Below are 26,177 nucleotides of genomic sequence, written 5' to 3' on the forward strand. Positions count from 1 at the left end.
TTAGATATCAAAGAATTACTTCTGTCCGTAATAAGCATTCGGGCCATGTTTACGGCTGAAATGTTTATCCATCAGATATCCGTCAATGTGGCGCAGCTGTGGGTTAATACCACAGGCGATCCACGCCATTTTTGCCACTTCTTCCATCACGACTGCGTTATGTACTGCGTCTGTGGCATCTTTACCCCATGAGAACGGCCCATGCTGATACACCACTATCCCAGGCGTATGCAGCGGATTGGAATCACCCAGCGTTTCTACAATCACTTTGCCGGTGTTGAGCTCGTATTCCCCGGCCACTTCAGCGGCGGTTAGGGCGCGAGTGCAGGGAATATCACCAAAGAAATAGTCTGCATGGGTGGTGCCGAGTGCGGGGATGGAGAGCCCCGCCTGCGCCCACGCGGTGGCGTGAGTTGAATGGGTGTGCACAATGCCGCCGAGGTGTGGGTAGCGGCGGTAGAGTTCAAGGTGTGTAGGCGTATCGGAGGAGGGACGATAGCGACCTTCGACAATATTACCCTGAAGATCGACCACCACCATATCTTCAGCTTGCATGGTTTCGTAGGGTACACCGCTCGGCTTGATAACCACCAAGCCGCGCTCGCGATCGATCGCGCTGACGTTGCCCCACGTGAACGTGACCAGACCATAGTGAGGGAGTGCCATATTGGCATCAAAAACCTGTTGTTTGAGCTGTTGCATTAGATAGTCTCCTCCACCATAAGCCCCGCATTGGCCATACGCTGTTTCACCCAGTCACGTGCGGCTTTGACTTCTTTGACCGGATCGGCAGCCGTTTCACTCCACATTTCAATCAGGTAAGGGCCGCAATACCCGGTTTCTTTAAGGGTGGTAAAACAGCGCTCAAAATCCACGACGCCGCTACCAAATGGCACGTTTTTAAATACGCCCGGCTGCGTATCTTTGACATGAACTGCCACAATGTGACCACTACCGGCCTGTAGTTCCATTTGCACATCGTTATCCCACGCGGAGAGATTGCCGATGTCTGGGTAGAGCTGGAACCAAGGGTTATTCAGGTAATGGGCATAGCCCATAGCTTTGCTGATTGAATTCATCAGCGGATAGTCCATGATTTCCATCGCCAACGTGACCTGAGCGCGGCTGGCCATCTCGACCGACTGTTTTAATCCGTCGCGAAAGCGTTCGCGGGTCGCGTTGTTGGCTTCTTGATAGTAAACGTCGTAGCCCGCGAGTTGGATGACGCGAATACCAACGTCTTGCGCGAAGCGAATGGCTTTACGCATGATTTCTAGTCCTTCAGCACGAACGTTGTCGTCTTCAGAACCCAAAGGGAAACGGCGATGCGCGCTTAGGCACATCGAGGGTACGCGCACGCCGGTTTGGGCAATGGCATTCACCAGTGCTAAACGCTGTTCACGACTCCAGTCAAGCCGTGCCAGACGTGTATCGCTTTCATCGACTGACATTTCGACGAAATCGAAACCGAGCTCGGCTGCCAACTGCAATCGAGGCAGCCAGTCTTCTCCCGTTGGGAGCGCTTTTTCGTAAATTCCGAGAGGAACGGCTTTCTGGAGCATGATATTTACCTTAGCCCCACAGCTGGGCGATAGAACGTTTGAATTGGCGAGCCGCTTCAACTGGGCTTGCAGCATCGCGGATGCTACGGCCTGCGATAAATACGTGAATTGGGATGCCTTTAAACAGCGGCAAATCTTCTAACGCCAATCCGCCAGTGACGGTGACTTTAAAGCCCATATCTGCGAGACGGCGGATAGCGGAGATATCAGCTTCGCTCCATGCAACGCCTGCAGCCTGCGCATCACGGCTACGGTGATAAACCACCTGTTGGATGCCGGCTGTACGCCACTCTGCGGCTTGTTCCCATGTCCAAAAACCGGTTAGTTCAATTTGCACGTCGCCGTTGAATTCTTTCGCTGTGTCGAGTGCGCCTTTGGCGGTGTTGATGTCGGCGCAGCAAATAACGGTGACCCAATCCGCGTTGGCTTCAAAGCACATGCGCGAGAGGATTTTTCCTGCGTCGGCGATTTTGGCATCGGCCAGTACGATTTTGTGCGGATAGAGCGCTTTCAGGTCGCGAACGGCGCGTACACCTTCACCGACGCAAAGAATTGTGCCGACTTCGATAATATCGACTTCTTCGGCAATCAGGCGGGTGGTTTTGTACGCGTCGTCTAGGGTTTGGTTATCTAAAGCAACTTGCAGCATTGGCAAAGAATGGGACATTTTTCTACTCCAAAAGTCAGTTTTTGGCATGATCCTCCCCAGCCTCCCATTATGAGGGAGGAGCAAATTGGTACTTTGCATTCCCTCCCCAATACAGGGGAGGGCTAGGGACGGAAGGTAAGTGTTAGGCCTGGGCGGCGTTGGTTTGATCGATCAGATCTAAAACATCCTGCTCGGTGCGGCACGCACGTAGACGATCAAAGTTTGCTTCGTCTTCGAATAGGTTAACGATCTGCATGATCCCCACCTCTTGGTGAGTGTTGGCATCAACGGCAGCCATGGTGATCAGGATATCGACGGGATCGTTATCTTCATGATTAAACGAAAGCGGCGTTTTTAGCGTGACTAGCGAGAATCCTGTTTTCTTCACGCCCTCTTCCGGTCTGCCATGCGGCATCGCTAAGCCGGGGCAGAGAACGAAATAGGGCCCAAAGCGCTCAACGCCATCCAAAATGGCTTGATAGTAACGGGGCTCGACGACGTCAGCCTGAACCAACAGATCGACACCGATTTTTACCGCTTCCTGCCAAGTGTTTGCTTCGGCCTGCAAACGAATGGAGTGGTTTTGTGCCAGTGAATCGCGCAGTTTCATATCCGCTCCTATTACTTAATATCTTTAGGGAAGTGCGCTTTAATCACATCCATCAGCTTGGGACCGAAGTCGGCGGCAGAAAGCATGTTGCGTACGCCAACCACATATTTGTTGCCCGTAACGGTAATTTCATCGGCGACATGGGTGGATGCAATAATGATGTCAGCACCGCTGAGCTCAGATTTATATTCGCCCACGGCGCAGCTGTTAACGCTGTGGTCGATATTTTGCTGCGTCAGAAACTGGTCAACTTTCATTTTCATAATCATGGAACTGCCTTGCCCACAACCGCATACCGCGAGGATTCGTACTGTCATGATTTGTGCTCCAGTTAATTAATTTGTAGAAGATTCGTTGAGTGCTATTTTTTCGGCGTCTTCTTCGGCTCGCAGAGTGCGGCCAGCGAAGAACATATAAATCAGTGCAATAACGATAATGACGCCCATAAACCACAGACCAAGGGTGAATCCTTGCATAATCGGTGGTGCCAGAATTGACCAGTCAGCCATTCCCATCCATGCGCTAAGCCCAGTGAGTTTTATCGCCCATACGCAGCCAAAGATTTCAATCATGCCCATCAGCAGGCAGATTTTCAGCGCTGCTCGCCAGCCACCATAGTGGTTAGCAAATACGCCGATGGTTGCGTTTGAGAAGAACATCGGAATGAATCCCGGAATGATCATGATTGAAGAACCGAGCCCAACCAAAACACCCACGGCGATGAGTTGTCCGATGGTACCCCACATGAATCCCCAAACTACGGCGTTAGGCGCGAAGCTGTAGATGGCCGCACAGTCGATTGCCAGTACGGCGCCGGGGATCAGGCGCTGAGAAATCCCGTTAAAGGCTTCAGACAGTTCGGCAACGAACATACGAACGCCTTGGATGATGATGAAAATGGCAACGGCAAATTGGAAGCCAGTTTGTAGGATATAAATCGTCCAGTGGGTTTTACCCGCCATTTTTTGTACGGTATCAATCCCAAAGGAACAGAGGATCGCACCGAAGAAAATCGTCATAACGATGGCGGTGGAGACAATATTGTCGTGGAAGATGTTGAGCCAGCCTGGAAGTTTTAAATCTTCAACACTCTCTTCTTTCTTTCCCAGATAAGGTGCGATTTTACAGGCTATCCATGCGGCAAACTGTTGCTGGTGGCCGATTGAAAACCCACATCCCTCGGTAACATCCTGCGTGGGTTTGAACATCATATTGGAGGTGATACCCCAATAGAGAGAAACCAGAATTGCGGTGCAGACGATGGTCGTCCACATTGGGTAGCCAAAAATATAGAAGAATACGGCAATAAGACCCGCCTGCTGAAACATGATGTGGCCAGTTAGCATAATGGTGCGGATGCCGGTCACACGACGGAAAAGTACGTAGAGAATGTTAAGTGCCAGAGCGAGAAGAACGGCATAGCCAACCCAGCTATAAGCATCCCCCATGCGTTCAACGGTCGCCATCATTGCTGCATAAGTGTCTGAAATAGCACCGTTGATGCCATAAACTTCGGATAATTTGGCTACAACGGGTTTAAATGTGCCCGTCAGGATCCCCGAACCGGCCTGCAGCAGCATGAAACCAATGATGGTTTTTATGGTGCCTTTGATAATGACAGTTGCACTCTTGCGTAACAGCAAATATCCCAAACATGTCACGATGCCCAGTAGTAGTGGGGCATTGGTCATGACCTGATTAAAAAATATAGTGAAGATGTTGTAGAGGGTTTCCATAAAGCACTCCGCTCGGCTTTTGGCTTTTATTCCTGCCGTGTTTTTCTTTCTTGTGTCACAGACAGGTTCTGTTTTGTACAAAATCACTCTAGCAATCACAAAGAATCACTTAAAGATTTAATTTGATTATTTGTGATTTGTATCTCAACTTGAATTGTGTGGATATAAAACAAAAGAGGAAAGGTAAAATGATATTTATTTTTACCATTTAAAACATAATATTATCTATTCATGCGGTTGATTCCTTCATTTGTGATTGCTTTGGGTGATGGTTTTTTTGTGAACGACATCATAGAAAATTAGCTTTTATAGAGTGCGTTAATCGTGCTAGATTTCTCACAAAGAATCATGTTTAATCTTTTAGTGATTTATATTGATTAATTAGCGCGAGAGTAACTCCATTTACTTATCGCAGACGTGAATATTATGAGGGGCATACCATGAGTAAGATTGAAAGCATCAGCCGTGAGTCTTGGATCTTGAGCACTTTCCCTGAGTGGGGTTCTTGGTTAAACGAAGAAATCGAACAAGAGAACGTTGCGCCTGGGACTTTTGCTATGTGGTGGCTAGGTTGTACGGGGATTTGGCTGAAATCTGAAGGTGGCGCCAATATCTGCGTCGATTTTTGGTGTGGTACTGGAAAGCAGAGCCACGGCAACCCATTGATGAAAGACGGCCATCAAATGCAGCGCATGGCTGGGGTGAAAAAACTGCAGCCTAACCTGCGTACTACGCCATTCGTGCTAGATCCTTTTGCGATTCGCCAGATTGACGCGGTGCTTTCTACACACGATCATAACGACCACATTGACGTTAATGTTGCCGCGGCGGTAATGCAAAACTGCGATAGCAGCGTGCCGTTTATTGGCCCGCAGACCTGTGTGGATTTATGGATTGGCTGGGGCGTGCCACGTGAACGCTGTATCGTTATGAAGCCCGGCGACGTTGTGAAAATTAAAGATATCGAGATTCATGCGCTTGATGCCTTTGACCGTACTGCGCTAATTACGCTGCCAGCGAATGAAAAAGCGGCGGGTGTCTTGCCAGATGGTATGGATAAACGCGCTGTAAACTATCTGTTTAAAACGCCTGGCGGTAATCTGTATCACAGCGGAGATTCTCATTATTCTAACTACTATGCCAAACATGGTAATGAGCATAAAATTGACGTGGCATTAGGATCGTATGGAGAAAATCCGCGAGGTATTACTGACAAGATGACCAGCTCAGATATTTTACGCATGGCTGAGTCGCTAAAAACTCAGGTGGTTATTCCTTTCCACCATGATATCTGGTCAAACTTCCAAGCCGATCCACAAGAGATTCGCGTGCTGTGGGAGATGAAGAAAGACCGCTTAAAATATGGCTTTAAACCGTTTATCTGGCAGGTAGGTGGCAAATTTACCTATCCGTTGGATAAGGATAATTTTGAGTACCATTATCCACGTGGGTTTGATGATTGCTTCACCATTGAACCGGACCTGCCGTTTAAATCATTCTTATAATTATCAATAAATTATATGTAAACAAGGCCGGGCAATATGCCCGGCTTTTGTATTTTTAAGCGTGTTATTTTTGATCGTTTTCAAATATAATCATCAAATAATCATTTATGCGCTGGAATTAATCATGACTGAATCGCAAAGACATCAGACTTTACTGGAAATGCTGCAGCAAACGGGGTTTGTTACCGTCGAGCAGGTGATTGATCGTCTTCAGGTTTCTCCTGCAACGGCACGTCGTGACATTAATAAGCTCGGCGACAGTGGAAAGTTAAAGAAAGTGCGCAACGGCGCAGAAGCGGTGAGTCAAAATCGTGTGGCTTGGACGCCGATGAACATTCATCAGGCACAGAATCATGAGGAAAAGGTGCGGATTGCGCGTGCGGCTTCACAGCTGGTTCAGCCGGGCGAAAGTATCGTTATTAACTGTGGGTCGACAGCTTTCACGCTGGGGCGTGAAATCTGTGGTAAAGACACTCAGGTGATCACTAACTATCTGCCGTTGGCCAATTTTTTGATTGAGCAGGAGCACGATAGCGTTGTCATTATGGGCGGCCAATATAACCGTAGTCAGGCGATTACTCTGGCACCACAGGAGGGGGAGTCTTCTCTTTATGCGGGACATTGGATGTTTACCAGCGGCAAGGGGCTGACTGCCGAAGGTCTATATAAAACCGATATGCTAACGGCGATGGCCGAGCAGAAAATGTTGAACTACGTGGGCAAACTGGTGGTGTTAGTCGACAGCAGCAAAGTCGGTCAGCGTGCTGGTATGCTGTTTAGTCGCGCGGAGCAGATTGATATTGTGATTACTGGCAAAGACGCCGATGAGAAAGTGATTGAGCAACTGAAAGTGCAGGGCGTTGAGGTGATTTTGGTTTAAGTCATACCCTATTTTAAAAGCCCTGCTTCTTCGTAAAGAGAGCAGGGCTTTAGTATTAATCGCCGCAATATTACCGGCAATATTAGTAGTAAGAGTGCTCGCCGCGCTCGTGTTCAGTGAGATCGCGCACGCCCCTGAGTTCAGGGAATTTCTGCAGCAGTTCTTTTTCGATGCCTTCTTTCAGCGTGTAATCGACCATAGAACAACCGTTACAACCGCCACCGAATTGCAGAATCGCAATACCTTCTTCGGTAATTTCCATCAGCGTCACTTTGCCGCCGTGGCCAGCCAGCTGTGGGTTGATCTGCGATTGCAGCACGTACTCAACGCGTTCGATCAACGGTGCATCGTCATCCACTTTGCGCATTTTGGCATTTGGCGCTTTCAGCGTTAGCTGAGAGCCCAACTGGTCGGTTACAAAATCGATTTCCGCGTCTTCCAGATACGGCGCACTCACGTCGTCAACATAGGCCGATAATTTCTCAAAATCGAGCTTGGTATCGTTCGCTTCTACCGCATCCGGTGGGCAATAAGACACGCCGCATTCAGCGGTTGGAGTGCCTGGATTGATAACGAAAACACGGATTTGGGTGCCTGCTTCTTGGTTTGCCAGCAGCTTGGCAAAGTGCTCTTGGGCAGCTTCGGTAATACGGATCATGGCATTTGCTCAATAGTTGACTTATCTGGTTGGTTATAATACGCCGATTGCAAAGTGCTCACAAGGTTCTACAAAGGCATACAACTTGTATGGATTTAGCGCCTTGGGCGAGGAGAAGGCGGCTAACTTCTCCAATCGTGCTACCGGTGGTGAGTACGTCATCGACCACTAAAACATGTTTTCCGCTTAGATTCTGTTGGCAGCTGAATGCGTTGCGTAAATTACGTCGCCGCTGGATCGCATTGAGGCTCTGCTGTGGCTTGGTTTTCCGCGTGCGTTTAATGATATCGGGGAAATAGGCGCACTGTAGCCATCGGGCTAAAGGGCGAGCTAAGCGGTCGCTTTGGTTGAATCCTCGTCGCCACTGGCGTTGATGATGCAAAGGGATCACGGTGATAAGATCTGGTTTTGGCAGATGCCGAGTACGACGTGCGTACAGATAACTCAACAGCATCAGCCGTGAGAGTGCCGATGCGATTTGCCATTTGCCCTGATATTTTAGACGATGCACTAACTGGCTGAGCGGCGGCTGATAATCACTAACAAATATAAGCTGCTGCCAGTAGGGCTTTTTTTGTATGCAGCGGCTACAGGCATGCGTGGTGTGCTCGCTGGGCAGACCACAGCAGGGGCAAACTCGAGGCTTTCGCAGGCAGGCCGCAGAGCAAAAGCTACAAATTCCTTGTGTAGGAATAACGAGCGGTAGCTGGCAAATCCAGCAGTGAGCGCTGATGTTAAACATATTTCTCCTCCTGAGATGATACTAAACAGACGGACAATAACTGATGAATAAGCTTTATTGGCATACCTGCGGCGAAGGCGATCGCGATCTTGTGTTGTTGCACGGATGGGGGCTGAACGCAGAGGTGTGGCGTTGCATTTTGCCGCGATTGAGCACGCAGTTTCGTGTGCATCTCGTCGACCTACCGGGCTATGGGCGCAGCCAAGGTTTTGGTGCTTTAACGCTAGAGCAAATGAGCGATATCGTGGTGCAGCAGGCGCCTGACAATGCGGTTTGGCTTGGTTGGTCAATGGGTGGCTTGGTCGCTAGTGATATTGCGCTGCGTTACCCAGAACGTGTTGCAGCGCTGGTGACCGTATCGTCATCGCCATGTTTCACCGCTCACGGGGAGTGGCCGGGTATAAAAAGTGAAGTATTAAGTGGTTTTCAGCGCCAACTGAGTGAAGATTTCAAACGTACCGTAGAACGTTTTTTAGCCCTACAAACCTTAGGTACTGAGAGTGCTCGGCAGGATGCTCGAATTTTAAAAGACGTAGTACTGACTCAGCCGATGCCTTCTGTGGAGGTGTTAAACGGTGGACTAGATATTCTGCGCTCCGTGGATTTACGCGAGCAAATTGCTGGCTTGAAAATGCCGTTGCTGCGTATTTATGGCTATTTGGATGGATTGGTACCGCGTAAGGTTGCTGAATTGCTTGATGAATCTTGCCCTAATAGTGAATCTGTTGTTATTCAGAAATCGGCGCATGCGCCGTTTGTGTCACATCCGGGGGAGTTTTGTGGGGTAGTGGAAGAGTTTATTAAGGTAATTATTTAGGTTTCGGTGAAAATCTCGGGTGCCTTTATTAGAGTGGTGAAGGTTTTCATATTAGAACGGTGAAGGTTTTCGTCCGCCCATTAGCAAATACGGCTCTATGAAACCGCTGGCGTAGGCGTCCGACGAGAGGTTGCCAGCGCGCAACCTCTCGACTCTCGCGCTTTTTACCGAGCCGTTTGTCCGACCGGTCTCGGAGCGTACATCCTGTACGCCCTCAACCTGCCACCAGCATCCCTGCTGGCGGCTCTAAAATGCGTTCTTTCAACATGAAAAAGACAAAAGACAAAAGACAAAAGACATTTTTGCCTTCTTATCTTTTTATTTTATTTCTCTATTTTTCTTTTAATTGTTTAAGTTTTGGTAGATAGAGCAGTAGAAACAGGATGTTTCTACGAGGGGAGGAGGCGCCAGGGATGGCGCATGCCGACCCGGCGCGGAGATGGCGTCACGGATAAAAAGCGCGAGGATTGAAGGGGCGCGCGCTGGCGCCCCTCATCGGACGCCTTCGACTTATTTTGTATATGAATGCCGTTGTTGATAGGCGACCGAAACCTTACATCGTGATCACATAAAGAATAGGCGACCGAAACCTTACATCGTGATCACATAAAGAATAGGCAAACGAAACCTTACACCACGAACTCATAGACATTCAGTGAACATTTTTCACCTTATACACCACCGTCTCACAGTTCTTACTGGTTTCAGGGCAGCCTTTGCAGCTGCCGCTGACACAGCCGTTGTCGATATCCTCGACCTTTTCCACACAGCCCATTTGCTCTAAGCGTTGTAGCATCGCCAGCACCATGGCGGGCGAACCGTTGACTTCGCGGCAGAGCTGGTTGAGTTCGATACGGCCATGTAAGGCCACCGTATCGCGTACTTTTAACAGGCTTGCCATATGTCGTCCTTTTCGCTCAATGATGCGTGGCTGCCACTAGTGGCAGCTGCCTTTGCCGGTGTCGCAGCAGCATTTACTGGCGGGATCATTGACTAGGCGTACGGTCACACGGTCGCGTGAGCGGCGTAGTGCAACTAACACCAGCGCATTGAATATCACCACCGCAGCAATTGTGATTGAGCTGTACTGTGGATGAGAGGCGAAATTAGCCACCTGATAGAACACGGCTGCCAGCGAGTAGGCGACGTTGAGACCCCACAGAATGGAGAAGGTCATCCAGCCACGGCTGCTTTCACGCGCAATTGCACCCATTACTGATACGCAAGGCACATACAGCAACACGAAGATCAGATAAGCATAGGCGGCGCTGGCGCTGCCGAATTTGCTGCCCATCACACCCATGGAGCCAGATCCCATTTCGCCGTCGCCTTTGCTGGCTTCAATTGGGTTAGCAAACACGCTCAGGCTGAAGGTGTCTTTCAGGCTCTGCCAAGTTTCACCAACGGCACCTTCAAGCCCACCAATCAAGCTGTATGCAGCAGGGTCAAACTCTTCTTCATGGATTTGCTCAGCGGTATACAGGGTATTCAACGTCCCCACGACCACTTCTTTCGCCATCGCACCGGTCACTAAACCGACGGTGGCCTGCCAGTTGTCGCTATGCACGCCAATTGGTTTCAGCAACGGCGTTATCACTTTACTCACTGACGCTAGCGCCGAGTCGTTGATGCTATCAACGGCTTTACCGCTAAAGGAGAAGCTGTTGAGTGCGCCAATGAAGATACTGACGATGATGATGACTTTACCAGCGCGCATCACGAAGCCTTTCAGGCGTTGCCAAGTTTGCAATAGCAGGCTTTTCAGGTGTGGTACGTGATAAACCGGCAGTTCCATCACGAACGGAGAGGCTTCGCCACGCATGATTGTGTGTTTGAGCATCAGCCCGGTCAGGATCGCCATCACAATGCCGAGCATGTATAGCGAGAAGACGACCAGTGCGCCACCCTGACCAAAGAATGCGGCAGAGAAGACGGCAAAGATGGCCAAGCGTGCGCCGCAGGACATGAACGGCGCCATCAATACGGTGATTAAACGTTCACGAGGTGCGTCCAAAGTACGTGCACCCATAACGGAAGGCACGTTGCAGCCAAAGCCAACGATTAAAGGAACGAATGATTTACCCGGCAAACCTAATGCCTGCATCATGCGGTCAACCACGAAGGCGGCGCGCGCCATGTAACCGGAATCTTCAAGGAAGGAGAGGAACAGGTACATCATGCCGATTTGTGGCACTAACGGCAGCACGGTGTTGATACCGCCACCGATCCCTTGAGCAAGGAAAATGGTGAGCCATTCTGGGAAGTGCAGAGTGTAGCCAACCCATTGCAAACCCTGAATAAAGATGGTTGATGAACCCACATCAAACAGCGGCTGAAGTGCGCCACCGATGTTGATGGCCAAAACGAACATCACATACATCACCAGTAGAAAAATAGGTATTCCCAACCAGCGGTTAAGAATGATGCGGTCCAGTTTTTCCGTCAAAATATTCGGTAGTGCAGTGGCCGTGTTGCTCACAGAGTCACAGATGTCGGTGATGCTTTTATAGCGTGAGTCAGCAATGATAAGCGCTGGATCTTCATTGAGGGTGCGTTTGAGCGTTTCCTGAACTTCAGGCAGGATTTTCAACGCATTGCTGGCGCGAGTGGAGCTATAGATATCCCCTTCGAGCAGCTGCAGCGCTAACCAGCGGCGTTGCTGAACGGCAAGCGTATCCGGCATGGCCTGAGACAGGCGATCGACCTGACCCAACAGCAGCGGTGGGTATTCAACCAATGCTTCAACGGCGCAGGTTGGAGGTAAATCAATGGCTTTTTTCAGCTCAGCAATACCGTTGGCACGCGTCGATACTAAAGGAATGACAGGGCAACCAAGGCGCTTGGACAGCGCATCGATATCAATATCAATTTTCTGGCTGCGAGCAATATCCAGCATGTTCAGTGCGATGATGCACGGAATGCCCAGCTCAAGCAGCTGCAGTGTCAGATAGAGGTTGCGCTCTAGATTGGATGCATCAACCACGTTGATAATTAAATCAGCGTCGCCGCTCAGGATATAGTGGCAAGCGATTTGCTCGTCCAACGACGTTTGCTCAGAAATCGTGGTCAGGGAGTAGGTGCCGGGTAGGTCTACAAGTTTGACCTGATTTTCCTGAGTAGAAAAATGACCTTCCTTACGCTCCACGGTGACGCCAGCCCAGTTGCCTACGCGCTGCCGAGCGCCTGTAAGCTGGTTGAATAACGTGGTTTTTCCCGAGTTGGGGTTACCGATTAACCCGATGGTGAGCTGTTTCATAATCCAACATTGTATAAGAAGAGTTTGCAGTCGACGACAGGGCCGCAGGCCGTATTGTCGCCATCCCTAAAAATGGCTGCTGGTAAAAGGTCAGCAGCAAAGCGAGCCGTTTGTTTATGCGCCGTTGGCGGTGATCTGTGAGATTACGACGTTAGCCTGACTGGCGTCTGCCTGAGCGATTGGCTCAATCATCAATAGCTCCAGATCTTTCTTGCGCAGCACAAGGCTCACGCGACGAGACTTCACCTCAATGGGATCGCCTAACGGTGCAATACGTACCACGCTAAATGGAGAACCAGGCAAAAAACCCAGAGAAAGTAATTTCTGACGATAGGCAGGGCTAATTAAAGGCGAGAAGCCAATGATTTTATATTGGTGGCCCGGAAGAAGCTGATGCATAAAAAACCTTCTTACATTCGGTAATTTGCTACGAGGAAACACTCGGGTCTGAAGCTTATAGGTCAGACAGGAGAACCGGATTATCTTTATCCTTGGCGATAGCGCCGTGCATTCTAGATAGGTGATGCAAATTGGCAACGGAGAATGCGTAAAATAATAATATTGAGAATTATTATTGTAATCACAGAACAAAAACCGCCGAGGCCATACTGAAGTGTGTTTCCAGTTCTCTCGGCGTTTCAACTATGATTCGGTCCTTATTATGCCGTTTTAGCACTATTTTTCAGCTATCGCAAATGAGAATCATTGGTTAAAACGGTTAAGGATTTGTTCTTATTTTCATGATTTATGCGTTTTAAATAAGACGGTATCCAGACCATATATTCAATATATTTGATGGAATCAATAGCAAATGTAGGGGTAAGCGGCGGTTTGATAATTAACAACGGCGGTTTGACTGCGTAGCGGAAATATTTGTGCGTTAATAAAACTGAGTTTCGAAATATTAAAGGTGTTAAAAATTACGCTGTAAAAATAAATCCATTAACTATTTATTTTCAATGCATACACATATGCATTTGGGCTTTGCGTGTGTAATTGCAATGAATACTCATTTAGATTTGTAAATTGTGATGTATCTCACTTTCCCTCGCGATATTGCGAGGGAAAGGAGATTGGCTTATCGCGCGCGCGATTAGCGTTTTATTTTGCCAAAGGCCGCGGCGAGTGCGTCGCCCATTGCGCTGTTATTACCGTTGTCTGGTTTTTTGTCATTTCTCGCTTGGCGAGCATTATTGTTCGCCGGACGTTGGCGATCGGGAGTTCGTTCTGTGCTGCTACGACGAGAACCACTTTCGCCCGGTTGCTCGTCCAAACGCATCGTCAACGCGATACGTTTGCGCTGCAGATCGACTTCCATCACTTTGACCTTAACAATGTCGCCAGCTTTCACGACTTTATGCGGGTCATCGACAAACTTATCCGCCAGTGAAGAAATATGCACCAAGCCATCTTGGTGAACGCCGATATCAACGAAGGCACCAAAGTTGGTGACGTTAGTGACAGAGCCTTCCAGAATCATCCCCAGTTGCAGGTCGTTCATGGTTTCAACGCCGTCGGCAAAGGTCGCAGTTTTGAACTCAGGGCGTGGGTCGCGTCCGGGTTTTTCCAGCTCCTTGATGATATCGGTGACCGTTGGCACACCAAAACGCTCATCGGTAAATTCGCTGGTTTTCAGGCCGCGCAGCTCCGTTGGATTGCCCATCAATTCCTGTAGGCTTTGGCGTGTGGCTGCCAAAATACGCTCAACGATAGGATAGGCTTCTGGGTGAACGGTTGATGCATCCAGCGGATTATCGCCGTGGTTAATACGCAGGAAGCCAGCGCACTGCTCGAACGCTTTAGGGCCTAAGCGGCTGACTTTTAACAGCTGCTCACGATTGCTGAATCGGCCATTTTCGTCACGCCATCCGACGATATTTTGCGCCATCAAACGTGTGAGCCCTGCAACGCGAGCCAGTAGCGGAACCGAGGCGGTGTTGAGATCGACACCAACGGCGTTCACGCAGTCTTCGACGACGGCATCAAGTTTTCGTGCCAGTTGAGTTTGGCTCACGTCGTGCTGATACTGGCCGACCCCGATTGATTTTGGATCGATCTTCACCAGTTCAGCCAGTGGATCTTGCAGACGGCGTGCGATAGATACCGCTCCGCGAATCGACACATCCAAATCGGGGAATTCTAGTGCTGCGAGCTCTGACGCTGAATAAACGGAAGCGCCGGCTTCGCTGACGATAACTTTTTGGCCTTTAACTTCGGGGAACTGGCGCTGAACATCTAAATAAAAGCGCTCAGTTTCACGAGATGCGGTGCCATTACCAATGGCCACCAGTTCCACGTTGTGTTTGATACACAGCGCTGCTACTGAGGCGGCGGCCTTTGCGGCCTGCCCGGTGTGTGGATAAATGGTATCGGTTGCGACGAGTTTCCCCGTGCCGTCAACCACGGCGACTTTAACGCCGGTACGTAGACCAGGATCGAGGCCCATGGTTGCTCGCATACCTGCCGGCGCAGCCATAAGTAAATCGTGCATGTTACGTGCGAAAACGTTAATCGCTTCATCTTCAGCACGTTCACGCAAGGTGCCCATTAGCTCGGTTTCAAGGTGCAGCAACACTTTGATACGCCAAGTCCAGTTCACAACCGCTTTGCGCCAGGCATCAGCCGGTGCATCGTTTAGACGTAAACCTAAATGGTCGATAATGATTTGTTCGCAATAGCTTTCACGCGGGGCTTGCTCAAACTGAGGATCGGCGTTTAGGGAGAGTTGTAAAACACCTTCATTACGGCCGCGGAACATCGCCAGTGCGCGGTGGGAAGGCACATTAGCAATCGGCTCGTGATGGTCGAAGTAGTCACGGAATTTCGCACCTTCGTCCTCTTTGCCTTCGACCACTTTGGCAACCAGATGAGCATTTTTCCAGAGATAGTTACGCACTTTAGCCAGCAGCGCGGCATCCTCAGAGAAACGCTCCATCAGAATATAGCGAGCGCCATCGAGCACGGCTTTGGTGTCGGCAACGCCTTTATCGGCATCAACATAGCTGGCGGCCAGCGTTTCAGGATCTTGCTGTGGGTCTTGCCACAGCGAATCGGCCAGCGGCTCAAGGCCTGCTTCAATCGCGATTTGCCCACGGGTGCGGCGCTTAGGCTTGTAGGGAAGATATAAATCTTCCAGCTCGGTTTTGCTCATAGTGCCGTTAATGGCACTGGCAAGCTGTTCGGTCAGTTTGCCCTGATCGTCGATAGATTTCAGAATGGTAGCTCGACGTTCTTCCAGCTCGCGCAGATACCCCAAACGGGTTTCTAACTGGCGTAGCTGGGTATCATCTAAACCGCCGGTGACTTCTTTACGATAGCGAGCAATAAAGGGAACGGTATTCCCTTCGTCCAAGAGGCGAATGGCTGAATCAACCTGCTCTGGTCGCGCTTGCAGTTCACTCGCAATAATGCGGCTCAATGAATCATTCATAGAATCAGTATGTCCGTAAGTTTAAAAATTATGGGCAAGTATATACTTTTTGATGCATAAACATGCCAGCTCAAGGGGCCGCTCAGCGCTCGGATAATACCGAATTATGCTTTCGGATATTCAATCTCATTGATGTACCACACTGCTTCACCTAGTGGCGTGGTTACGGTAACCGCATCGCCAACCTCTTTTTTTAGCAACGCGCGCGCCATCGGTGAGTCGATAGAGATATAGTCTTTTTGGCCGAAAATTTCATCGTAGCCCACGATGCGAAAACGCTTGATAACGCCTTCATCATTTTCGACCTCTACCCATGCGCCGAAGAACACCTTCCCATCTTGCTGCGGTGAATAATCAACGATACGCAGCTGTTCAAGGCATTTGGTTAGATAGCGGACTCGACGGTCGATTTCGCGTAGGCGCTTTTTGTTATATTGATAGTCTGCGTTTTCGCTGCGGTCACCGAGGCTGGCTGCCCATGTCACTTTCTTCGTCACTTCAGGGCGCTCTTCGCGCCACAAATAATCTAGCTCTTGCTTGAGCTTTTCGTAGCCGCCGCGTGTAATCAGTTGCGTTTTCATTCTTTGCTGCCCTGTAAAACACATGAAAAAGAAGTTGAGGTATTCATTTCTGCCTGCATGATGCGGGGATGGAACGTTATATCACGAGCCGTAAGATTACAATTCGCGGGGAGAAGCTTCATCTTGCGATGCTGATTTGATCGCATTTTTGCGATAAAAAGTGTAATAACTGCCCGTAAGCATAAGATAAATAACCTTTGTAACAATTTAGACTAGAATATAAACCATTATCTGCTGTCTCAATTGCCACAGTTTCTGAACAATAGGGATCCTTAAAAAGATCGCTTTAATTATTTTGGCTCAGCGTGTCGGGCATACTGCCTTTGGCGCCTTTGGGAGTACACCATGCAAGAGAACTACAAGATTTTAGTTGTTGATGACGACATGCGCCTACGTGCGTTGTTAGAGCGTTACCTGACCGAACAGGGTTTTCAGGTGCGCAGTGTCGCCAACGCCGAGCAAATGGATCGCTTGCTAACCCGTGAATCTTTCCACCTGATGGTGCTGGATTTAATGCTACCGGGCGAAGATGGTTTATCTATCTGCCGCCGTCTACGCAGCCAAAGCAACCCAATGCCGATCATTATGGTGACGGCAAAAGGTGAAGAGGTCGACCGTATCGTTGGGCTGGAAATTGGCGCCGACGACTATATTCCTAAACCGTTTAACCCGCGTGAGCTGTTGGCTCGTATTCGTGCTGTGTTGCGCCGTCAGGCAAATGAACTGCCGGGTGCGCCATCACAAGAAGATGCGGTGATCTCCTTCGGCAAGTTCAAACTGAACCTTGGTACGCGTGAAATGTTCCGTGAAGATGAGCCTATGCCATTAACCAGCGGTGAATTTGCGGTACTCAAAGCGTTAGTTAGCCATCCACGTGAGCCACTGTCGCGCGACAAGCTGATGAATCTGGCGCGTGGCCGTGAATACAGCGCGATGGAGCGTTCTATTGACGTGCAAATCTCACGTTTGCGCCGCATGGTTGAAGAAGATCCTGCACACCCTCGCTATATCCAAACCGTTTGGGGTTTGGGCTACGTCTTTGTGCCGGACGGCAGTAAAGCATGAGGCGACTGCGCTTCTCGCCGCGTAGCTCGTTTGCCCGCACGTTGTTGCTGATTGTCACCTTACTGTTTGTCAGTTTGGTGACAACCTATTTGGTGGTGCTGAATTTTGCGATTCTGCCCAGCCTACAGCAATTCAATAAGGTGTTGGCGTATGAAGTCCGTATGTTGATGACGGACAAGCTACAGCTTGAGGATGGTACACAGCTGGAGGTTCCTCCGGCGTTTCGGCGCGAAATTTATCGTGAGCTGGGCATTTCTCTGTACACCAATTCTGCGGCGGAGGAGAGTGGCCTGCGCTGGGCGCAACACTATCAATTCCTCAGCCAGCAGATGGCACAGCAGTTGGGCGGCCCAACCGATGTTCGCGTTGAAATAAGTAAGAACACACCGGTGGTGTGGCTCAAAACATGGTTATCACCTGATATTTGGGTACGCGTTCCGCTGACGGAAATCCATCAGGGCGACTTCTCTCCGTTGTTCAGATATACCCTGGCAATTATGCTGCTGGCGATTGGCGGTGCGTGGCTGTTTATTCGTATTCAGAACCGACCCTTGGTGGAACTGGAGCATGCCGCTATTCAGGTGGGGAAAGGGCATATACCCCCGCCGCTGCGTGAATATGGTGCGTCTGAAGTTCGCTCCGTGACGCGGGCATTTAACCAAATGGCGGCAGGGGTTAAGCAGCTTGCCGACGATCGTACCCTGCTGATGGCGGGCGTGAGCCACGATCTACGTACGCCGCTTACGCGCATTCGTTTAGCGACAGAGATGATGAGCAGCGAAGATGGCTATCTGGCGGAGTCGATTAACAAAGATACCGAAGAGTGTAACGCCATTATTGAGCAGTTTATTGACTACCTGCGCACTGGGCAGGAGATGCAGACTGAAGTTTGCGATCTGAACGGTATTTTAGCCGAAGTCGTGGCCGCTGAGAGTGGTTATGAAAGGGTGATCGACACCGATCTTGCCGAGGGCGAACTACTGGTTGATGTACATCCTCTGTCGATTAAGCGCGCCGCGGTGAATATGGTGGTTAACGCCACTCGTTACGGTAACGGTTGGATCAAAGTTAGCAGCGGCATCGAAGATAAAAGGGCATGGTTCCAAGTGGAAGATGACGGTCCAGGTATCGCTCCTGAACAGTTAGCGCATCTTTTCCAACCCTTTGTACGGGGTGAAAGTGCTCGAACAACCAGCGGAACCGGGCTGGGACTGGCGATCCTGCAACGTATTATCGATGGCCACTCTGGTAGCTTGGATATCGGCACCAGCGAACGTGGTGGGCTACGTATCCGCGCGTTGTTATTGATGCCGGAGTCAGATCCTCTTACATCGTCTGAGACAAAATCGGGTCATAAGAAGAAAGACAAAGAGCCTCATCACTGATGATTCTTCGTCGTTGCCGATATAAATAAGTCGAGATAAACACGTTGGATAAACAAAAGGAGCCAAATGGCTCCTTTTGTATTTTTACCGCTAAATCAAATCTTAGGGCCTACTTTCACCAGTGCAGCACCCGCTGGAGTGTCGGTGTATTTATCAAAGTTAGTGACAAAACGCTGTGCCAGATCTTGCGCTTTTTCCTGCCACTGCTCTTTGCTGGCGTAGGTATCGCGTGGATCCAGAATGTCAGGATTTACACCAGGTAACGCGGTTGGTACTGCCAGATCGAAAATTGGCAGCGTGAAGGTTTCAGCGTTATCAATCTCGCCGCTCAGGATGGCATCGATAATGGCACGCGTATCTTTGATGGAAATACGTTTACCGGTTCCGTTCCAACCCGTATTCACCAGATAGGCCTGAGCGCCCGCAGCCTGCATGCGTTTAACCAGCACTTCGGCGTATTTAGTTGGATGCAGCGATAGGAACGCGGCACCGAAACAGGCGGAGAAGGTTGGCGTTGGCTCTGTTACGCCGCGCTCGGTACCTGCAAGTTTAGCGGTAAAGCCAGACAGGAAGTGATATTGGGTTTGATCTGCGGTTAAGCGAGAAACCGGTGGTAGCACGCCAAATGCGTCGGCGGTTAAGAAAATAACCTTCTTCGCGTGGCCTGCTTTTGAAACTGGCTTAACGATGTTCTGGATATGATAAATCGGGTAAGAAACGCGGGTGTTTTCGGTTTTTGAGCCGTCGTTAAAATCGACCGTGCCATCTTCCAGAACGACCACGTTTTCCAGCAGTGCATCGCGGGTAATCGCGTGGTAGATGTCAGGTTCTGCCTCTTCAGACAGCTTGATGGTTTTCGCGTAGCAACCACCTTCGAAGTTAAACACGCCGTCATCGTCCCAGCCGTGCTCATCATCGCCGATGAGTTGGCGCTTTGGATCGGTTGAGAGCGTTGTTTTTCCGGTGCCAGATAGACCAAAGAAAACCGCCACGTCGCCTTTTTCGCCCACGTTGGCAGAACAGTGCATAGACGCGATATTTTTTAGCGGCAGCAGGTAGTTCATGATGGAGAACATCCCTTTTTTCATTTCGCCGCCGTACCAAGTACCGCCGATTAGCTGGATGCGTTCAGTGAGGTTAAATGCGACAAAGTTTTCAGAATTTAACCCCTGCTCCTTCCACTGCGGGTTGGTGCATTTGGCGCCGTTCATCACGATGAAATCAGGCTTGAAGCTTTGCAATTCTTCGTCAGTTGGACGGATAAACATGTTCTTAACGAAATGAGCCTGCCAGGCTACTTCGGTAATGAAACGAACGCTCAGGCGAGTGTCGCTGTTTGCTCCGCAGAATGCGTCGACAATGAATAAACGCTTACCGGAAAGCTCTTTGGTGACGAGCGATTTCAGATGCTGCCAAGTTTCGACGGAAAGAGGATGGTTATCGTTTTTGCCTTTCCCTTGATCTGACCACCAAACGGTATCGCGGGTCACATCGTCGCGCACAATGTACTTATCTTTCGGTGAACGACCGGTGAAAATCCCAGTATCAACGGCTACTGCGCCAAGCGTTGTCACTGTCCCGCGTTCATATCCCTTTAGATTAGGAGCGGTTTCTTCTTGGAAGAGCAGGTCATAGCTAGGGTTGTAGATGATCTCAGCTGCGTCAGTAATTCCATATTCTGCTAAATCCTGTGGGGTTAAGCCTTTCGTATGCATGACACTACTCCTTTCCTTGTAAGATTAGATTTTTTACTAGGTCTAGTGTCAAAGATCGGGGCCTGTTTAACCGAGATAACCATCAAAAAAAACAATTTTCATCCGGCTTTCATTCAGTTATGAGATGGATGCCACGGAATTTGCGCGTAGATAATCTATATATGCTGAGCAGGATCAATGAAAAAGCCCGCGCAATGGCGGGCTTAGTCTTTGGCATGACGATATTTATGCTTAATGTATGCTTAATGAACGCACTCGTCGTTGTGGTTTTGTCCACCGGCCAGTAATGATTCGATATCAATTTTATCAAATACATAGTGGTTACCGCAGTAATCACAGTGCATGTCGATGTTGCCATCTTCTTCTAACATGTGGTTCAGTTCTTCCACAGGAACAGTCAGCAGTGCGCTGGCGCTGCGTTCACGTGAACAGGTGCAGCGGAAAGTGACGTCTTGTGGCTCATACAGCGTGACTTCTTCCTGATGATAGAGGCGATAAAGCACTTCGTTCGCTGGAAGACCGAACAGCTCTTCAGATTTAACCGTCGCGGTCAGCTGAGCCAGATGCGACAAATCTTCCACGTTATTAGGCTGTGCTGGCATGATTTGCAGCAGCATACCCGCCGCACATGCATTGCCATCATGCTCACCGGTACGGATGAACAAACGGGTTGGCAACTGTTCCGACTGCATGAAATAGGCTTCTAAGCATTCTGCCAGCGTTTCACCTTCCAGACCCACAACGCCCTGATAACGTTCACCTTCGCTTGGTGTGATGGTGATAACCATCACCGCATTACCTAACATTTCACGCATGCTACTGCCTTCGGCAATATCGCCCTGCAAACGTGCAACGCCGCGCATTTCCTGCTGGTTGTTACCGTTGATGACGGCCATTTTCAATGGACCATCGCCCTGAAGCTGAACGGTAATGTCACCGTCAAATTTCAGCGTAGCGGTTAGAAGGCTAGTGGCAACCAACAGTTCGCCCAGCAGCGTTTGTACCGGTGCCGGATAGCTGTGGTTTTCGAGCATCTGCTGGAAAGTGTGGCTGGCGGTGACCAGCTCGCCGCGAACGGCCATATTTTCAAACAGATAGCGATGTAATTGGTCGTGATTAGACATGGTTTTCTCTCTTAGGACTGCCGGTGTATCCAGCTAGCCGTTTTTAAATTTATTCGTTTGAAGCTTGTTCGCTTTTAAATTTCAGCAACGTGCGACGCTCTTTTTTGTCAGGACGTCGATCGGGGTGCGGCATGGTTAGCGCATTCATCTTGCGTGCGAGTGCAACCTTTTCGCGGTTTTCAATGCTGGCCGCCGTTTCTTCATAAAGCTGTTGAGCATCGGCGGCACCGCGTCGCTGTGCCGTGAGCGCGGTGACGATAACGGTACGATCGTCATTGCCTTGGCGTAGCTTGATTTCAGCACCGATCTCCACGGTTTTGCTGGGCTTACCGCGCTGTCCGTTGTAATGGACTTTACCGCCGTCGACCATGTCGCGAGCAATAGCGCGGGTTTTATAGAATCGTGCGGCCCAGAGCCATTTATCCAAACGAATGGCGCTGTCTTCCTGTTCGTTCTTACCTTTCATGTCGGCTCCTACCTGTATGAGTTCGCCCAAGGTGCCGAGCTTTTGCTGCCGCAGCGAACTACTGCGGCTGAAAGGCTGGCAATAATGTGCGGTAATCATTCATGGACGGATGGCGTGAGAATTGTTTCTCGGCCATGCTTGAGTCCGGGTTGCGAACACCAAGGCAGTAGCGAATACCATAGCTTTGGGCTGCATCCAGAATGGGTTCGGCATCATCGACAAACAGCGTTGTTGCAGGATTAAAACCAGTACGTTTTTGTACCGCCTGCCACAGTCGCTGATCTTCCTTCGGATAACCAAATGTGTGGGTGGAAAATAATAAATCAAGATGCTGATCGAGTCCGGTGTGCTGCAACTTCACCGCAAGCCCGTGTGGATGGGCGTTAGTGAGCAAAATAGTTTTTCTGCCGCTGGCACGCAGTGCCTCTAAAAATGGTTGGGTATCTTGGCGTAAACGCGCACGAGCGCCGACTTCGGAGGTCATTTGATAGATATCTAAGTCTAGACGATCGCTCCAATAGTCAAAACAGTACCAATTCAGCGTGTGCTGCACCGCGTTATATTCATGGCGGATGAGTTTTTTCGCTTCACCAAGCGTAATGCCGCGGCGCTCGCTCAGGGTCTGTGGTACCAGATTAAGCCAAAAATAGCTGTCAAACTCCAGATCGAGCAATGTTCCATCCATATCTAGCAATACGGTTTCGATTTCTTGCCAATTAAAATTAGGCTGATGGTTCAGGGTAGGGGACATGGATGCTCCTGCTAGATAGGCGAAAAGGCCAGCGGATGCTGGCCTTAAAGAATTATATTTTTACTCTATCGGCTTGTCATGCCAGCCGATGAAATTAACGGCGTGGGGCGGTATCAAAGGGCATGATGCTGTGGTTAATGCACTGGTCGTAGTAGCGCTGTATTTCAGGAATACGATTCATCGATTTTTGTATTCTAAACATAAACATCAGGGCGTTAACGATAATAATTAGCGTCACGGCGAGCAGCAGCGCACAGGTTAAAATGTATCGCCACAGCGTCAGGCCATCAGGCTCGCTGTGCAACATAATATGCCGAGTACCGTTGGCATCAGTGCTGAGTTCGGTGATCACCCCGCTGGCTTTAAATGGCGTCGTCAGCAGCTGCTGTGAGAGCGACTCCAGTTCACGCCACTGATCGATAGCCGTGTAATCGTAGAGTGAAATGGCAGGCTGTGGATGGTTAACCAACTGCTTGCCTTCATCGCTGATAATCAAAAAACCGCCCGGCGGCGTTGCGGTGAGTGACTGCGCGGCCTGATGCGTCTCGCGATAATAGAACGAAGAGACGGCGCTATTGACGATGTTTGATAATAGCTGGGCGCTTGCCGGACGTAGCAGTACGTTCACGCCGTCCAACCCTCCGTTTTGCGCTTTTTTCAGAAGGGCGTTCCATGATTTGCTGTTGCCAAGATTCACCAGCGAGTTTTTTAGCCTTGTGCATTCTGACTGTTGTGCACACAGGTCGTCGGTACGCAGGACGATATCGGCAAAGTCATCCAGTAAGATCATGCCAGATTTTTGAATTGCACTAGCCAGTCCTGGATTAACTTTCTGGTCTTCATTGTTCGCGTTTAGTTGGCGATTCACCGTCGCAAGCAATGCCGCTGCATTATCAACGATATCAGACGCAGGTGCAGACATGGGGGTCGCATTGCTCCAGTAAATCGCCGAGCAATCGAAAGGCATAAAGGGATAACGTACCCCGTCTTGATAGGATGCGGGAACGCGGCACATGCCGGTACCTTGAATATTTAAGGTATCCCCAACGTGCAGCGGCAGCGCGGCCAGCGATTTCACGCTATTCACATCAACGCTGTGTGTTCCATGTAACCACGCAGAGCTGAGTTTGAACGGGATGCTGAGAGGCTGAGTGGTGAGCAGCAACGTGAGTGTAAGAAGCGCTCCGCCTAACAGCACGATATTGCGTCCCCAGCGCTGCAGGGGAAAGTTTTTAACCTCATCGTGCAGCGAGAGGAAGCGCCCCTGACGCACCACGTGCCGGCTAAGATACATCTCGATATCGGTTTTGTGCCCGAGATCTTTTTGAATGTAGTTCTGCCAATGTGCGGGATAAATGAGATCTAAGGTGCCTAACGAGACGTTGTTGATTTGCCCAACGTTAGACTCACCAAATAACCCCCAACGCTTGGGGATCCCACGAATGCAGTGGATTTCTTTCAGATCGCGTTCGGAAGGGCGGCTGTACAAGCGCCAAATACTCCATGCAATAAGCCCAGTTGCGACGGTAAGCAGCCACGGCATCAAGGCGTTAGGACTCATCAGGCTGGCATACAGCATGAGCAATGCCACCACGATTACGATAGATTCGCGGATACCACCTTGCTGGCTGAGCTGATACTCCAGCTGGGTTTCTTTGCGAACGCCTTGCAGCTCGACTTTTTCACTTTCGGTCTGGCGAATGGAAGCGCTGCTGGTGCTATCGGGAGGAGGAAGCAAATCCTCTTGCGCCGCGTCAACCAACGAGTGGCCGTTGATCGAGATAACCAAAGGGATGCTATGAGTTTTGATCACCTCAAGCTGGTTATCGTCGGCGATATATTGCTCCCAAAAAACAGGCAGGTGAACCTCAATATTATCAAGGTAATAGCGTCTTTTATTGGGATCGTCTGTGGTGAGTTCGTAGCGGGTTATCGCGTGGACGAGCGGGTAAACGCGATCCCCCTGAGGCATCAGGCGATGTTGAGCTACGGGCATGGGTGCATGAGAGGAACCTGAAGGAGAATCTAGCTTATTGAGATATTGCTCAATGGCCTGAAGTTCGTCTTTTTGCAGTTTGCGCAGTTTAGTTTTAAGAAATGGGAAAGATGTTGTTAATAAGGCAGATTTTTTCATCTTAGACCAATAGGCACATCCGGCAATCAGCAGGCAAAGGATCAGTAGGATTGATGCGATAACTGGTGCGCTCATGCCGACCCCGTTTGGTAATCATCACCTTTCCACCTTGTCCAAAAGGACATTATACGGATGAATTATAAAGCGAATATAAATATATGTTATGAAATGATTTTATTTATAATTTTGCAAAGATTGTCGCATATTCAAGTAAAAAGGTTAGCAGTCGGAGTCTGCTGATTATATCGGCATTATCCGATTTTTCTCATATGTGGCAAGTAATAGCGGCATATTGAGTAGAATTTTTTGGCTCAAGCTGGCTGGAAACAACACTGCAAAATATACTCAACAATTGTTGCGAATCTCACACCTTCTGCGCACAATGCAGAGTAACCAAATACTGTGATCTGCATCTATAAACTAAAATATCGAATCAAAATATGTCGCCTGTCAGTCGCCATTCCCATGATTTGGATATTGCAGTATTACGATAATCGACGGGAAACCATTAATTCGGGGCCATCATGGAAAAACTCCCACAAAAGCCAAAAATTCTCAGCGTGGAAACCATTGCACGCTCACGCCTGTTTAATGTGGAGTCGGTGGACTTAGAGTTTAGCAATGGTGTGCGCCGCGTGTATGAGCGTATGCGTCCCTCTGAGCGTGAAGCCGTGATGATTGTGCCTATTCTCGGCGACGATCTGCTGCTGATACGTGAATATGCTGTAGGGATTGAGAGCTATGAGCTTGGTTTTCCTAAAGGGCTGATTGATCCTGGAGAAGAAATTTTTCAGGCGGCAAACCGAGAGTTAATGGAAGAGGCGGGTTTTGGTGCCGAGCAGTTCACTTTTTTGCATAAGCTGACGATGGCGCCTTCCTATTTTTCTAGTCGGATGAATATTGTTTTGGCCGAAGACCTTTTCCCTGAGCGTTTGGAAGGGGATGAGCCAGAACAGATGCCGGTTGTGCGCTGGCCGATAGCGCGCATGATGGAGCTGCTTGACGATCCTGACTTCCGCGAAGCTCGCAGCGTAAGCGCGTTGTTCTTAGTGCGCGAACTTTTGGCTGCGCGAGCCGTTAACGTTGGCTGATTAACGCAAACGCTAAATAT

24 protein-coding genes are annotated in these 26,177 nt (G+C 49.6%); 6 read left to right on the top strand and 18 right to left on the bottom strand.

The features are described 5' to 3' along the window. Positions 1–15: 15 nt before the first annotated feature. The 6 genes from BN1044_RS15115 to ulaA form a co-directional block, all read right to left on the bottom strand. On the bottom strand, positions 16–702 hold the full coding sequence (locus BN1044_RS15115) for an L-ribulose-5-phosphate 4-epimerase (protein ID WP_072309403.1): 687 nt from the start codon (positions 700–702) through the stop codon (positions 16–18). Further along, a complete protein-coding gene (locus tag BN1044_RS15120; RefSeq protein WP_072309404.1) occupies positions 702–1,562 on the bottom strand; it encodes an L-ribulose-5-phosphate 3-epimerase in 861 nt (286 codons plus the stop codon). The genes BN1044_RS15115 and BN1044_RS15120 overlap by 1 nt, the downstream gene beginning before the upstream one ends. 10 nt (positions 1,563–1,572) lie before the next feature. Further along, positions 1,573–2,229, bottom strand: a complete 657-nt coding sequence (locus tag BN1044_RS15125; protein WP_096388616.1) for a 3-keto-L-gulonate-6-phosphate decarboxylase UlaD — start codon at positions 2,227–2,229, stop codon at positions 1,573–1,575. A gap of 124 nt (positions 2,230–2,353) precedes the next feature. Next, positions 2,354–2,821 (bottom strand): PTS ascorbate transporter subunit IIA, encoded by a 468-nt coding sequence (gene ulaC, locus BN1044_RS15130; RefSeq protein ID WP_025799335.1) that lies wholly within the window; start codon positions 2,819–2,821, stop codon positions 2,354–2,356. An 11-nt stretch (positions 2,822–2,832) separates the two neighbouring features. Beyond that, positions 2,833–3,138: a PTS ascorbate transporter subunit IIB gene (gene ulaB / locus BN1044_RS15135; protein ID WP_040047020.1), complete on the bottom strand. Its 306-nt coding sequence runs from the start codon at positions 3,136–3,138 to the stop codon at positions 2,833–2,835. A gap of 18 nt (positions 3,139–3,156) precedes the next feature. Beyond that, on the bottom strand, positions 3,157–4,557 hold the full coding sequence (ulaA, locus tag BN1044_RS15140; protein ID WP_072309405.1) for a PTS ascorbate transporter subunit IIC: 1,401 nt from the start codon (positions 4,555–4,557) through the stop codon (positions 3,157–3,159). A gap of 440 nt (positions 4,558–4,997) precedes the next feature. On the opposite strand from ulaA, the gene ulaG reads away from it, so the two are divergent. Next, a complete protein-coding gene (gene ulaG / locus BN1044_RS15145) occupies positions 4,998–6,062 on the top strand; it encodes an L-ascorbate 6-phosphate lactonase (protein ID WP_072309406.1) in 1,065 nt (354 codons plus the stop codon). 124 nt (positions 6,063–6,186) lie between these two features. Continuing rightward, on the top strand, positions 6,187–6,942 hold the full coding sequence (gene ulaR / locus BN1044_RS15150; RefSeq protein ID WP_072309407.1) for an HTH-type transcriptional regulator UlaR: 756 nt from the start codon (positions 6,187–6,189) through the stop codon (positions 6,940–6,942). Between the two features lie 82 nt (positions 6,943–7,024). On the opposite strand, the gene nfuA is transcribed toward ulaR, so the two are convergent. Both nfuA and gntX read right to left on the bottom strand, forming a co-directional pair. Next, positions 7,025–7,600 (bottom strand): Fe-S biogenesis protein NfuA, encoded by a 576-nt coding sequence (gene nfuA / locus BN1044_RS15155; RefSeq protein ID WP_072309408.1) that lies wholly within the window; start codon positions 7,598–7,600, stop codon positions 7,025–7,027. A gap of 58 nt (positions 7,601–7,658) precedes the next feature. Then, complete coding sequence (gntX, locus tag BN1044_RS15160) at positions 7,659–8,342, bottom strand: DNA utilization protein GntX (RefSeq protein WP_072309409.1); 684 nt, start codon at positions 8,340–8,342, stop codon at positions 7,659–7,661. A 43-nt stretch (positions 8,343–8,385) separates the two neighbouring features. Here gntX and bioH point away from each other — a divergent pair, with 43 nt between their 5' ends. Further along, a complete protein-coding gene (bioH, locus tag BN1044_RS15165) occupies positions 8,386–9,159 on the top strand; it encodes a pimeloyl-ACP methyl ester esterase BioH (protein ID WP_072309410.1) in 774 nt (257 codons plus the stop codon). Positions 9,160–9,811: 652 nt separating this feature from the next. Here bioH and BN1044_RS15170 read toward each other — a convergent pair. The 5 genes from BN1044_RS15170 to greB all read right to left on the bottom strand — a co-directional run bounded on the left by BN1044_RS15170 (position 9,812) and on the right by greB (position 16,426). After that, positions 9,812–10,060, bottom strand: a complete 249-nt coding sequence (locus BN1044_RS15170) for a FeoC-like transcriptional regulator (protein ID WP_072309411.1) — start codon at positions 10,058–10,060, stop codon at positions 9,812–9,814. Positions 10,061–10,096: 36 nt separating this feature from the next. Further along, positions 10,097–12,415 (bottom strand): Fe(2+) transporter permease subunit FeoB, encoded by a 2,319-nt coding sequence (gene feoB, locus BN1044_RS15175; RefSeq protein WP_072309412.1) that lies wholly within the window; start codon positions 12,413–12,415, stop codon positions 10,097–10,099. Between the two features lie 114 nt (positions 12,416–12,529). Continuing rightward, positions 12,530–12,814, bottom strand: coding sequence for a ferrous iron transporter A (gene feoA, locus BN1044_RS15180; protein ID WP_072309413.1), 285 nt, complete (start codon positions 12,812–12,814; stop codon positions 12,530–12,532). 694 nt (positions 12,815–13,508) lie between these two features. After that, positions 13,509–15,845 (bottom strand): Tex family protein, encoded by a 2,337-nt coding sequence (locus BN1044_RS15185; RefSeq protein WP_072309414.1) that lies wholly within the window; start codon positions 15,843–15,845, stop codon positions 13,509–13,511. A gap of 104 nt (positions 15,846–15,949) precedes the next feature. Then, entirely contained in the window at positions 15,950–16,426 is a 477-nt protein-coding gene (gene greB / locus BN1044_RS15190) for a transcription elongation factor GreB (RefSeq protein ID WP_072309415.1), read from the bottom strand. Between the two features lie 345 nt (positions 16,427–16,771). On the opposite strand from greB, the gene ompR reads away from it, so the two are divergent. Further along, on the top strand, positions 16,772–17,491 hold the full coding sequence (gene ompR / locus BN1044_RS15195; protein ID WP_004091002.1) for an osmolarity response regulator transcription factor OmpR: 720 nt from the start codon (positions 16,772–16,774) through the stop codon (positions 17,489–17,491). Further along, on the top strand, positions 17,488–18,876 hold the full coding sequence (gene envZ / locus BN1044_RS15200) for a two-component system sensor histidine kinase EnvZ (protein ID WP_072309416.1): 1,389 nt from the start codon (positions 17,488–17,490) through the stop codon (positions 18,874–18,876). Before ompR ends, envZ begins: the two co-directional genes overlap by 4 nt. A gap of 95 nt (positions 18,877–18,971) precedes the next feature. On the opposite strand, the gene pckA is transcribed toward envZ, so the two are convergent. From pckA to BN1044_RS15225, 5 genes are all read right to left on the bottom strand, one after another. Beyond that, positions 18,972–20,591, bottom strand: a complete 1,620-nt coding sequence (gene pckA, locus BN1044_RS15205) for a phosphoenolpyruvate carboxykinase (ATP) (protein ID WP_072309417.1) — start codon at positions 20,589–20,591, stop codon at positions 18,972–18,974. A 242-nt stretch (positions 20,592–20,833) separates the two neighbouring features. Further along, on the bottom strand, positions 20,834–21,715 hold the full coding sequence (gene hslO / locus BN1044_RS15210) for an Hsp33 family molecular chaperone HslO (protein WP_040047009.1): 882 nt from the start codon (positions 21,713–21,715) through the stop codon (positions 20,834–20,836). A gap of 49 nt (positions 21,716–21,764) precedes the next feature. Further along, positions 21,765–22,181 (bottom strand): ribosome-associated heat shock protein Hsp15, encoded by a 417-nt coding sequence (gene hslR, locus BN1044_RS15215; RefSeq protein WP_046360092.1) that lies wholly within the window; start codon positions 22,179–22,181, stop codon positions 21,765–21,767. A 58-nt stretch (positions 22,182–22,239) separates the two neighbouring features. Then, positions 22,240–22,932, bottom strand: coding sequence for a GMP/IMP nucleotidase (yrfG, locus tag BN1044_RS15220; protein ID WP_072309418.1), 693 nt, complete (start codon positions 22,930–22,932; stop codon positions 22,240–22,242). Positions 22,933–23,026: 94 nt separating this feature from the next. Next, entirely contained in the window at positions 23,027–25,141 is a 2,115-nt protein-coding gene (locus tag BN1044_RS15225) for an IgaA/UmoB family intracellular growth attenuator (protein WP_072309419.1), read from the bottom strand. Between the two features lie 449 nt (positions 25,142–25,590). Between BN1044_RS15225 and nudE the strand changes: the two genes are divergently transcribed. Continuing rightward, on the top strand, positions 25,591–26,157 hold the full coding sequence (nudE, locus tag BN1044_RS15230) for an ADP compounds hydrolase NudE (RefSeq protein ID WP_072309420.1): 567 nt from the start codon (positions 25,591–25,593) through the stop codon (positions 26,155–26,157). Positions 26,158–26,177: the final 20 nt, after the last annotated feature.

The organism is Hafnia alvei, assembly GCF_900095695.1.
Classification (GTDB): Bacteria; Pseudomonadota; Gammaproteobacteria; order Enterobacterales; family Enterobacteriaceae; genus Hafnia; species Hafnia alvei_B.

What these genes read in the sequence shown, in the direction of transcription:
- BN1044_RS15115 (WP_072309403.1), bottom strand. Translation starts at nt 702, where the DNA reads ATGCAACAGCTCAAACAACAGGTTTTTGATGCCAATATGGCACTCCCT.
- BN1044_RS15120 (WP_072309404.1), bottom strand. Translation starts at nt 1,562, where the DNA reads ATGCTCCAGAAAGCCGTTCCTCTCGGAATTTACGAAAAAGCGCTCCCA.
- BN1044_RS15125 (WP_096388616.1), bottom strand. Translation starts at nt 2,229, where the DNA reads ATGTCCCATTCTTTGCCAATGCTGCAAGTTGCTTTAGATAACCAAACC.
- ulaC (WP_025799335.1), bottom strand. Translation starts at nt 2,821, where the DNA reads ATGAAACTGCGCGATTCACTGGCACAAAACCACTCCATTCGTTTGCAG.
- ulaB (WP_040047020.1), bottom strand. Translation starts at nt 3,138, where the DNA reads ATGACAGTACGAATCCTCGCGGTATGCGGTTGTGGGCAAGGCAGTTCC.
- ulaA (WP_072309405.1), bottom strand. Translation starts at nt 4,557, where the DNA reads ATGGAAACCCTCTACAACATCTTCACTATATTTTTTAATCAGGTCATG.
- ulaG (WP_072309406.1), top strand. Translation starts at nt 4,998, where the DNA reads ATGAGTAAGATTGAAAGCATCAGCCGTGAGTCTTGGATCTTGAGCACT.
- ulaR (WP_072309407.1), top strand. Translation starts at nt 6,187, where the DNA reads ATGACTGAATCGCAAAGACATCAGACTTTACTGGAAATGCTGCAGCAA.
- nfuA (WP_072309408.1), bottom strand. Translation starts at nt 7,600, where the DNA reads ATGATCCGTATTACCGAAGCTGCCCAAGAGCACTTTGCCAAGCTGCTG.
- gntX (WP_072309409.1), bottom strand. Translation starts at nt 8,342, where the DNA reads ATGTTTAACATCAGCGCTCACTGCTGGATTTGCCAGCTACCGCTCGTT.
- bioH (WP_072309410.1), top strand. Translation starts at nt 8,386, where the DNA reads ATGAATAAGCTTTATTGGCATACCTGCGGCGAAGGCGATCGCGATCTT.
- BN1044_RS15170 (WP_072309411.1), bottom strand. Translation starts at nt 10,060, where the DNA reads ATGGCAAGCCTGTTAAAAGTACGCGATACGGTGGCCTTACATGGCCGT.
- feoB (WP_072309412.1), bottom strand. Translation starts at nt 12,415, where the DNA reads ATGAAACAGCTCACCATCGGGTTAATCGGTAACCCCAACTCGGGAAAA.
- feoA (WP_072309413.1), bottom strand. Translation starts at nt 12,814, where the DNA reads ATGCATCAGCTTCTTCCGGGCCACCAATATAAAATCATTGGCTTCTCG.
- BN1044_RS15185 (WP_072309414.1), bottom strand. Translation starts at nt 15,845, where the DNA reads ATGAATGATTCATTGAGCCGCATTATTGCGAGTGAACTGCAAGCGCGA.
- greB (WP_072309415.1), bottom strand. Translation starts at nt 16,426, where the DNA reads ATGAAAACGCAACTGATTACACGCGGCGGCTACGAAAAGCTCAAGCAA.
- ompR (WP_004091002.1), top strand. Translation starts at nt 16,772, where the DNA reads ATGCAAGAGAACTACAAGATTTTAGTTGTTGATGACGACATGCGCCTA.
- envZ (WP_072309416.1), top strand. Translation starts at nt 17,488, where the DNA reads ATGAGGCGACTGCGCTTCTCGCCGCGTAGCTCGTTTGCCCGCACGTTG.
- pckA (WP_072309417.1), bottom strand. Translation starts at nt 20,591, where the DNA reads ATGCATACGAAAGGCTTAACCCCACAGGATTTAGCAGAATATGGAATT.
- hslO (WP_040047009.1), bottom strand. Translation starts at nt 21,715, where the DNA reads ATGTCTAATCACGACCAATTACATCGCTATCTGTTTGAAAATATGGCC.
- hslR (WP_046360092.1), bottom strand. Translation starts at nt 22,181, where the DNA reads ATGAAAGGTAAGAACGAACAGGAAGACAGCGCCATTCGTTTGGATAAA.
- yrfG (WP_072309418.1), bottom strand. Translation starts at nt 22,932, where the DNA reads ATGTCCCCTACCCTGAACCATCAGCCTAATTTTAATTGGCAAGAAATC.
- BN1044_RS15225 (WP_072309419.1), bottom strand. Translation starts at nt 25,141, where the DNA reads ATGAGCGCACCAGTTATCGCATCAATCCTACTGATCCTTTGCCTGCTG.
- nudE (WP_072309420.1), top strand. Translation starts at nt 25,591, where the DNA reads ATGGAAAAACTCCCACAAAAGCCAAAAATTCTCAGCGTGGAAACCATT.